This window comes from Luteolibacter sp., assembly GCF_058122085.1.
The window spans coordinates 1-8,358 of record NZ_JBIKBQ010000149.1; the positions used below are offsets into that span (position 1 = coordinate 1).

General features: G+C 64.5%; 9 protein-coding genes. 6 read left to right on the forward strand and 3 right to left on the reverse strand.

Annotation, left to right across the window (positions count from 1 at the left end; all coding sequences use genetic code 11):
• Positions 1-40: 40 nt before the first annotated feature.
• The 3 genes from AC4DF4_RS17035 to AC4DF4_RS17045 form a co-directional block, all read right to left on the reverse strand.
• Complete coding sequence (locus AC4DF4_RS17035) at positions 41-922, reverse strand: polyprenyl synthetase family protein (RefSeq protein ID WP_490049310.1); 882 nt, start codon at positions 920-922, stop codon at positions 41-43.
• Positions 923-927: 5 nt separating this feature from the next.
• Positions 928-1,926 carry an aspartate-semialdehyde dehydrogenase gene (locus tag AC4DF4_RS17040; RefSeq protein ID WP_490049311.1) on the reverse strand — a complete coding sequence of 333 codons (999 nt, stop codon included), beginning with the start codon at positions 1,924-1,926 and terminating at the stop codon, positions 928-930.
• Positions 1,927-2,022: 96 nt separating this feature from the next.
• Positions 2,023-2,778, reverse strand: coding sequence for an SGNH/GDSL hydrolase family protein (locus AC4DF4_RS17045; protein ID WP_490049312.1), 756 nt, complete (start codon positions 2,776-2,778; stop codon positions 2,023-2,025).
• 69 nt (positions 2,779-2,847) lie between these two features.
• On the opposite strand from AC4DF4_RS17045, the gene AC4DF4_RS17050 reads away from it, so the two are divergent.
• The 6 genes from AC4DF4_RS17050 to AC4DF4_RS17075 all read left to right on the forward strand — a co-directional run.
• Positions 2,848-3,657 carry an SDR family NAD(P)-dependent oxidoreductase gene (locus AC4DF4_RS17050; protein ID WP_490049313.1) on the forward strand — a complete coding sequence of 270 codons (810 nt, stop codon included), beginning with the start codon at positions 2,848-2,850 and terminating at the stop codon, positions 3,655-3,657.
• Between the two features lie 461 nt (positions 3,658-4,118).
• The gene (locus AC4DF4_RS17055; protein WP_490049314.1) at positions 4,119-4,469 is read left to right on the forward strand and encodes a nucleotide pyrophosphohydrolase; all 351 of its coding nucleotides are present in this window, start codon (positions 4,119-4,121) and stop codon (positions 4,467-4,469) included.
• Positions 4,466-5,497, forward strand: coding sequence for a 16S rRNA (cytosine(1402)-N(4))-methyltransferase RsmH (gene rsmH / locus AC4DF4_RS17060; RefSeq protein WP_490049315.1), 1,032 nt, complete (start codon positions 4,466-4,468; stop codon positions 5,495-5,497). Before AC4DF4_RS17055 ends, rsmH begins: the two co-directional genes overlap by 4 nt.
• Before the next feature lie 106 nt (positions 5,498-5,603).
• Positions 5,604-7,082: a sugar ABC transporter ATP-binding protein gene (locus AC4DF4_RS17065; protein WP_490049318.1), complete on the forward strand. Its 1,479-nt coding sequence runs from the start codon at positions 5,604-5,606 to the stop codon at positions 7,080-7,082.
• Positions 7,083-8,015 carry an ABC transporter permease gene (locus AC4DF4_RS17070; protein ID WP_490049316.1) on the forward strand — a complete coding sequence of 311 codons (933 nt, stop codon included), beginning with the start codon at positions 7,083-7,085 and terminating at the stop codon, positions 8,013-8,015.
• Positions 8,012-8,358: ABC transporter permease (locus AC4DF4_RS17075; RefSeq protein WP_490049317.1), on the forward strand; the 347-nt coding region annotated here is incomplete at its 3' end. The genes AC4DF4_RS17070 and AC4DF4_RS17075, both read left to right, overlap by 4 nt.

Below are 8,358 nucleotides of genomic sequence, written 5' to 3' on the forward strand. Positions count from 1 at the left end.
CCTGGGATCCGCCGCGGCGACCGGTGATCGCCGCCACGGCTCAATACTCCCGCTTGAGCAGGTGGCTGGCGATTTCCTCCAGACGCGCGGCCTTGGCGCCGAACGGCTTGAGCGCGTCCATCGCGGCTTTCGTGAGCCGCGCGGCTTCCTTGCGGGACGCGTCGAGCCCGAGGATGGCGGGGTAGGTGGACTTCTCCACGGCCTGGTCCTTGCCCGCGGTCTTGCCTAACATCTCGGTGCTCTGGGTCACGTCGAGGATGTCGTCGATGACCTGGAAGGCGAGGCCGAGCGCGTGGCCGAAAAGGGTGAGCGCCTGGAGCTTGGCGGGAGTGGCGTTGGAGGTCATCGCGCCGAGCCGCAGGGAGGTGGTGAGGAGCGCGGCGGTCTTCGCCTCGTGGATGCGGACGAGGTCGCGCTTGGTGAGTTTTTTCCCTTCGCCTTCCAAGTCCATCACCTGCCCGCCGATGAGTTTGCGGCTGCCGCCGGTTTCCGCCAGCTCGGCGATGTAGTCGCGGGTGCCGTAGCGCTTGGTCGGAGTGGTTCGGGCGAGCACGACGAACGATTCCGTTAGCAGCGCGTCGCCGCAAAGCACGGCCATGCCCTCGCCATAAACCTTGTGGCAGGTCGGCCGGCCGCGGCGCAGGTCGTCGTCATCCATCGCCGGGAGATCGTCGTGGACGAGCGAGTAGGTGTGCATCAGCTCCACCGCGCAGGCCGGGGCGAGGGCGTTGGAAATTTCGCCGCCGCAGGCTTCCGCGGCTGCCAGGCAGAGCACGGGGCGCAAGCGCTTGCCGCCGGCGAAGACGCTGTAGCGCATCGCCGCGTGGATCGTGGCCGGGCGTTCCTTCGCCTTCGGCAAAAAGGCGTCCATCGCCGCGTCCGTTTCCGCGGCGCGGGTGGCGAGGTAGGTTTTGAGGTTCACGGATTTCAGAGGATTTCCGCGATCTGCACGGCGTTGAGCGCGGCGCCCTTGCGGACCTGGTCGCCCACCACCCAGAGGTCGAGCGCGTTGTCGAAGACGAGGTTCTTGCGGATGCGGCCGACGAGGCAGTCGTCCTTGCCGGTGGTGTCGAGCGGCACCGGGAAGATTTTGTTAGCCGGGTCGTCGACCACTTGGATGCCGGGCTTGCCGGCGTAGGCGGCGCGCGCGGCGGCGACATCGACCGGGCGCTCGAACTGGGCGGTGATGGAAACCGAGTGCGACCGATAGACCGGCACCCGCACGCAGGTGCAGGACACCCGCAGTTCCGGCAGGTTCATGATTTTCCGGCCTTCGTGGAGCATCTTCATCTCTTCCTTGGTGTAGCCGTTCTCGGTGAAGCTATCCACCTGCGGGATCACGTTGAAGGCGATCTGGCGCGGATAGACTTTCGGTGAGAACGGCTGGCCGTTGGCGATGGCCCGCATCTGCTCCTCCAGCTCGACGATGCCTTGCGCGCCGGAGCCGGAGACCGCCTGATAGGTCGAGGCGATGATCGAGCGCAGGCCGAACGCCCGGTGCAGGGGCGCGAGCGCCATCAGCGAGATGATCGTCGTGCAGTTCGGGTTGGCGATGATGTTGCGCGGGTGGTTTTTGGCGGCTTCCGGATTGATTTCCGGCACGACGAGCGGCACGTCCGCTTCCATCCGGAAGGCGGAGGAGTTGTCGATGACCACCGCGCCGGCGGCTGCGGCGGAGGGGCCGAATTCCAGGGAGATCCCGCCGCCCGCGCTGAAGAGCGCGATGTCGATGCCGGCGAAGGAATCGTGGGTGAGTTCCTGGACGGTGATTTCCTCGCCGCGGAAGGTCATCTTTTTCCCGGCGGACCGCGCCGAAGCGAGCAAGGTCAGTTTGGTCAGCGGGAAATTCCGCTGTTCGAGGCAAAGGAGCATTTCTACGCCGACGGCACCCGTCGCACCAACGATCGCTACATGGGGATGATTCATGGGATAAAAAGCCGGCGGTTTCTCACCGGGGCGCGGAGCATACCGAGATCCGCCGCGCTGGCAATCGATTCGTTTTCGGATCATCCGGCCGCGTTTCTATTTCAAAAACAGCCGGCCGATGACTTCCGCGGCGAGCGTGTGGCCGCGGAGGTTGGGGTGGTTCGGCTGGCTGAGAAGGTCGGTCTGCGGAGTGCCTTTGGCGACCTCGGCCTGCCAGGCGGCGAAGACGTCGGCGAGCAGGACGTTTTCCTCCTTGGCGACGCGGCGGATGATTTCGGCGCACTGGCAGAGCGGGTCCTGGGGATCGGCGAGGTTCGCGGCGGAGTCGCCGGTGGGGGTGATGAGCACGACGGGGACGCGGTGCTTTTTCGCCGAGACGGCCATGGACCGCCAGGCGGCCTCGACTTCGCCGGGCGGCTTTTTGCGGTCGTTGAGCGCGTAGTCGATGAAGATGCAATCCGGACGGTGGCAGAGCACGTCGCGCTCGAAGCGGGCGGCCCCGGCGATGCTGTTTTCGCCGCCGATGGAGGTGAGGATCACGTTGATGACGGCATGGGGGTAGCGGCGTTTCAAATCTTGATAGACCAGCTGCGGATAGGACTCGAAGGGCTTCACCTCCGGGGTCTTGTGGTAGCCGGAAGGCACGCTGTGGCCGTGGAAGACGAGGTTGATCGTCCGGTTTTGGGGCCACTTTTTTTGAAGCTCGGCAAGCAGGGCGGGCGGGAGCTCCGCGGCGGCGCGTGCGGTTGGCGGGCCGGTCTGCCCGCTGGCGAAGTGGCTGAGCGAGAGCAGGATGGCGAGGAGCTTGGAAAAGCGGCGGAAGGCGGATCGTCGGGGCGGGCTCGGATGCATGACGTCCACGAATACGCGGCGGGTGGGAAGCATCTTGCGTCGCGCGGCGTCGTGGTTTAGTGACCCGTCATGCCCGACACCGTTTCATTTTCCTGCGCCCTCGTCACCGGCGCTTCCTCCGGTCTGGGCGAGGAGTTCGCCTTTCAGATCGCGCCGCGGGTAGGCACGCTGGTATTGGTGGCGCGTCGCGAGACGTTGTTGGAGCAACTGGCGGATCGCATCCGCGCGGCGTTCCCGCGCGTGGCGGTGGCGGTTTTCGCGGTCGATTTGAACCGCGCGGCCGGGCGTGACGAGCTGGTGGCGACCTTGGCCGAGAGAGGATTGCTGCCGGATTTGCTGGTCAACAACGCGGGTCTGGGAGATTACGGCGAGTTCATTTCCTCGGATTGGGGAAAACTCCAGTCGATGCTCTGCGTCAACATCGAGGCGCTCACGCATCTCACCCACGCGCTGGTCCCGGAAATGATCCGGCGGGGCGGCGGAGCGATCGTCAACGTGAGCTCGCTGGCCAGTGTGATTCCGATTCCGGACTTCGCGGTGTATGCGGCGACCAAGGCGTATGTGACGAGTTTCTCGGAGGCGCTGCGGATCGAGCTGCGGGAGCACCGGATTTCCGTGCTCGCGGTGTGTCCGGGGCCGGTGCGCACCGAGTTCGGGCAAGTCGCCCGGCGTGGCGGGGACTCGCCGGAAATCCCTGCGAGGAAGTCGTTTTACGTGCCGAAGGAGCAGGTCGTGGCCGAGTCGCTGGCGGCGGTGGACCGCAAGGCCGCGCGGGTCTATCCGGGGCTGAGGACGGCGGCGGCGGCGCTGGCCTTGTGCGCCTTGCCGATGGTGGTGCTTCGTTTCGCGCTGGGATTCCGGCCGCGGAAGAATCACTGATGGGGGGAACCGAGGGGGGGGGGCAGAAATTTCGACAAATTACCTGTAGTCGCTCTTATCGCCGAGAAATGGCTGGAGCCGTCCGTTCAGATAGAGGCATCCCCGGTGCGCCGCGAGGGCTTCCGCCGTCCAACTTTTCAAGTCGTTGGAGCGCGGCATTCATTCGGCGAGGTCGGTTCAGGACCTGGATGTCCCGCAACCCTATCCGTCCACCCCGGACAAAACCTGTCCGCGTTTGAATTTCTCCGCATGAATTCATCTGAGGTGGGCGGATGATGCGGTCGGGGATGAGCGGGGTTTGGCCACGGGTTTTGTTGGAGTAGAGGCCGTAAGAGCGGACGGTTTGCTGGCCTTTGGGCCGAAGGTGGGACGGTGGAACTTTTCGGAGGTCGCTTTTCGATACCCCGATTGCTTCCGATAAATCCTAGCGTCGCATCACCATCCGCGCTAAATCTCACGCCATGAGCGATTCGATCTCCGAGCTGACAGCCCAAATCCAAACCTTCGTGGACGCCCGCGAGTGGCGGAAATATCACAACGCCAAGGACCTCGCCGTGGCCATCGCCGCCGAAGCCGGCGAGCTGATGCAGCATTTCGTCTGGCAGCAGGAAGAGCAGATCGAGAAACGGTTGGAGAAAAACCGCGAGGAAATCGCCTCCGAGATCGCCGACGTCGCCATCCTGCTTTTTGAGTTCGCCGACAATCTCGGCATGAATCTCGGCGAGGTCATGCAGGCGAAAATCGCCCGCAACGACGTCCGCTATCCGGTGGAGAAATCCCGCGGCAACAACCTGAAATACTCCGAACTGTGAGCGACGACGAATCCCCGCGCCCGCCGCGGCGCAAGCGTTACAGCGGGAAAAACCCCCGGCGTTTCGAGGACAAATACAAGGAGCACGATCCCGCGCGCTACGGCGAGACCATCGCCAAGGTCATCGCGTCCGGCAAGACCCCCGCGGGTTCGCACATTCCCATCCTCACGGAAGAATGCCTCGCCGCCCTCCAATTAGAGGCCGGCATGGCCGGCGTGGACGCGACGCTCGGCTACGGCGGCCACGCTTCGAGGATTCTTGAGAAGATCGCTCCTGACGGAAAACTCATCGGCCTCGATCTCGATCCCTTGGAACTTCCGAAAACCGTCGCCCGCCTCCGCGGCTTGGGTTACGGCGAGGATCGTTTCGAAGCCGTGCGGTCCAACTACGCCGGCATCGCCAAGGCTCTGGCGGAACGCGGTCTGTCGGAGGTGGATTTCGTCTTCGCCGATCTCGGCTGCTCCTCGATGCAGTTCGACGATCCGTCCCGCGGCTTCAGTTTCAAAGCCGCCGGACCGCTCGACATGCGGATGAATCCAGGCCGCGGCCTGTCCGCTGCCGACTGGCTGGCGAAAATCAGCGCCGAGAAACTCGAAACCGCCCTCCACGAACACGCGGACGAACCCCGCGCCGAGTCGCTCGCGCTCGCGCTGGCGGGCCGCTCGTTTCCCGACACCCTCGCGCTCGCCCGCGCGATCCGCGAGTCCGTCCGCGTGAGCAACGAGGATGAGCGGGAGCTCACCGTGCGTCGGGTTTTTCAGGCAGTTAGAATCGCGGTGAACGAGGAATTCACCGCGCTCGACGCGTTTCTCCGGGTCTTGCCCAAGTGCCTGAAGCCAGGCGCGCGCGCGGCCATTCTGACCTTCCACTCGGGCGAGGACCGCCGCGTGAAACAATCGATGAAGGTGGGCGTCCGCGACGGGATTTATTCTGAAATGAGCGAGGGCACCATCACCGCCGGCCCGGAAGAGCGGCGCTTGAACCCGAGAAGCAGCTCCGCCAAACTGCGCTGGGTCACCCGGATGTGACGGGGTTTGCCCGACAGGGAGATCGCCACGGGCCGCAAGAGGGCTTGATCCAACGAAGGTAATCCGCAAGTTTAACGGCCTGAAAGCACTGCTGACACTTCATGAGATCCGCAAATCCTTCGGGGCCGTCCGCGCGCTCCGGGGCGTCTCGTTCGAATTGCGGCCGGGAGAAGTCCATGCCCTGCTAGGCGAGAACGGCGCGGGTAAATCCACGCTCATCAAGGTCATCACCGGTGCCCACCCACCCGACGGCGGCACGCTGGTGGTGGCGGGCGAGGAAGTCCACCACCTCACGCCGTCCAAGGCGCGGGAGCTGGGAATCGCCTGCATTTACCAACAGCCCGCGCTTTTTCCCGACCTCACCGTCGCGGAAAACATCGGGCTGCGATTGAAAAAAACCGGGCTCTTCAGCCGCGTCTCCTGGACCGGCCAGCGGACCCGCGCCACCGAGTTGCTCCACCGCATCGGCGCGGAAATTTCGCCCGATGCCGAGGTGCAGTCGCTGTCGATGCCCGAGCAGCAACTGGTCGAAATCGCCTGCGCGCTGGGTTCCGGCGCGCGCATCGTGGTGATGGACGAGCCGACCGCCTCGCTGACCCAGAAGGAGCAGCACCTGCTCTTCAAAGTCGTCCGCGACCTGCGCGACAGCGGGGTGGGGGTGGTTTACATTTCCCACCGGTTGGAGGAAATTTTCGCGCTCGCCGACCGCGTCACCGTGTTGCGCGATGGCGAGAGCGTCGGCACTAACACAGTCGAATCGCTGAATGAATCCCAGATGATCCAGCTGATGGTCGGCCGCGAGGTGTCGTCGATCTATCCGCCGTCGGAAAGCGAGCCCGGCAAGACGGTGCTGTCATTGAAAAATCTCGGCTGCACCGAAAGCGGCGTGAATGGAGTGACACTCGATGTCCGGGCCGGGGAAATCGTCGGGATGGCCGGCCTCGTCGGCGCGGGCCGCACCGAGCTCGCGCGAATCCTCTTCGGCATCACCCCGGCGGATTCGGGAGAAATTTTGCTCAACGGCGAGAGGATTTCCATCACCAGTCCACGTGAAGCGATCGCCCGCGGCATCGCCTACGTGCCGGAAGACCGCCGCCGCCACGGGGTGATTCTGGAAATGCCGGTATCCCAAAACATGACGATGGCGATCCAGCCGACCTTGTTCCCCGGCGGCTGGTTGCGGCTCAAGGCCGAGTCGTTGTTAGTCCGCGAATTCATCCGCGACCTCGGCATCAAGACCAGCGTCCCGGAAGCACCAGGGGGCAGCCTGAGCGGCGGGAACCAACAGAAAGTCAGCGTCGCCCGCTGGCTCGCGACGAAGCCGAAACTCCTCATCCTCGACGAGCCGACCCAAGGCGTGGACGTCGGCGCGAAGAGCGAGATCCACAGGATCATCCGCCAGCTCGCCAAGGAAGGCCTCGCGGTGCTGATGATTTCCAGCGACCTGCCGGAAGTGCTCGGCATGAGCGACCGCGTCGCCGTGATGCGCGGTGGCAAGCTGGTGGAAATCATCGCCCGGGAAAACGCGGACGCGCACTCGGTGATGGCCGCCGCCCTTGGAACCAACGGTAGAGACGCCGCCTGAATGAACAAGTATTCCCGCGAAATCACGGTGGCCGCGGCGCTGGCTTTGTTGATGGTGGCATTGGCGGTTTTCGCGCCGCACTTTTTCCAATGGCAGCCCTTCATCTCGCGGCTCACCTCGCAGATGCCCGCGCTGGTCGCCGCCATCGGCATCGCGCTGATCATCATTTGCCGGCAGATCGATATTTCCATCGGCGCGCAGTTCAGCATGTGCGCGATCGTCGCCGGAGTGACGGCGGCGTCGGGCTTGCCGCTGGGCGTGGCGATTTTTGCGGCGCTCGGAGCGGGAGCTTTGATGGGCGCATTGAACGGCGTTTTTGTGGCGTATCTCGGGCTGCCGAGCATCGTGGTCACGCTCGCGACAATGGTCACCTGGCAGGAAGCGCTGCGCCTCTGGCAGCAGGGGCGCTTGTTCACGCTCCCGGCCGGCGTCCAATGGTTCGGCCTCAGCCAGCCTGCCGGACAAGCGGTGGTCATTTCGCTCACCTTCGTCCTGCTGGCGGCCGCGGCCTGGGCGATGAGAAATCTATCCGGCGGACGCTTCATCCACGCCACCGGCACCGACGCCGAAGCCGCGCGCCTCGCGGGCATCGATCCCAAGCGCACCACCTTCGGCGTCTTCGTCCTGATGGGCCTGCTGTCCGGCCTCGCGGCGGTGCTGAACCTCGTGCAATCGCCGCAAGTGCAGCCGAATTGCGGCGACGGGCTGGAGCTGAAAACCATCGCCGCCGCCGTCGTCGGCGGAGTCGCCATCCGCGGCGGACGCGGGACGCTGGTCGGCGTTCTGCTAGGCATGATGCTGCTCGCCAACGTGAACCCGGCGCTCACCCATTTCCATCAGCCGCCGTATTGGGAGAAGGCGATCCAGGGCCTGGTCATCCTGCTCGCCGTGATGGCCGACGGTCTCCGCAACCGAAAGAAAACGAGATCATGACGCTTCCTTTCAAATCCTCGCTCGCCCGTCATGAAACGGTGCTTTTGCTGGTGATCGTGCTCGAAGTGGTGCTCTTCAACGCGCTCGGCCAGCGCTTCCTCACCGGCGGAAACATTTCCAACATCTTCCGTCACTCGGTGGAAATCGGCCTGCTCGCGCTTGCCATGACGCCGGTCATCCTCACTGGCGGCATCGATCTATCCGTCGGCTCGATGATGGGCCTGTGCGCGGTGCTCTTCGGTATGATGGTAAACACGCTCGGCCTCGATCCGTGGCTGGCAGGTCTCGCTGCGATCACCATTGGAGCTCTCGGCGGCGGCTTGAACGCGGTGCTCATCACCCG

Excerpts from the sequence above, each read along its gene's own strand:
- AC4DF4_RS17040 (WP_490049311.1), bottom strand. The coding sequence starts at position 1,926 with ATGAATCATCCCCATGTAGCGATCGTTGGTGCGACGGGTGCCGTCGGC.
- AC4DF4_RS17045 (WP_490049312.1), bottom strand. The coding sequence starts at position 2,778 with ATGCATCCGAGCCCGCCCCGACGATCCGCCTTCCGCCGCTTTTCCAAG.
- AC4DF4_RS17050 (WP_490049313.1), top strand. The coding sequence starts at position 2,848 with ATGCCCGACACCGTTTCATTTTCCTGCGCCCTCGTCACCGGCGCTTCC.
- AC4DF4_RS17055 (WP_490049314.1), top strand. The coding sequence starts at position 4,119 with ATGAGCGATTCGATCTCCGAGCTGACAGCCCAAATCCAAACCTTCGTG.
- AC4DF4_RS17070 (WP_490049316.1), top strand. The coding sequence starts at position 7,083 with ATGAACAAGTATTCCCGCGAAATCACGGTGGCCGCGGCGCTGGCTTTG.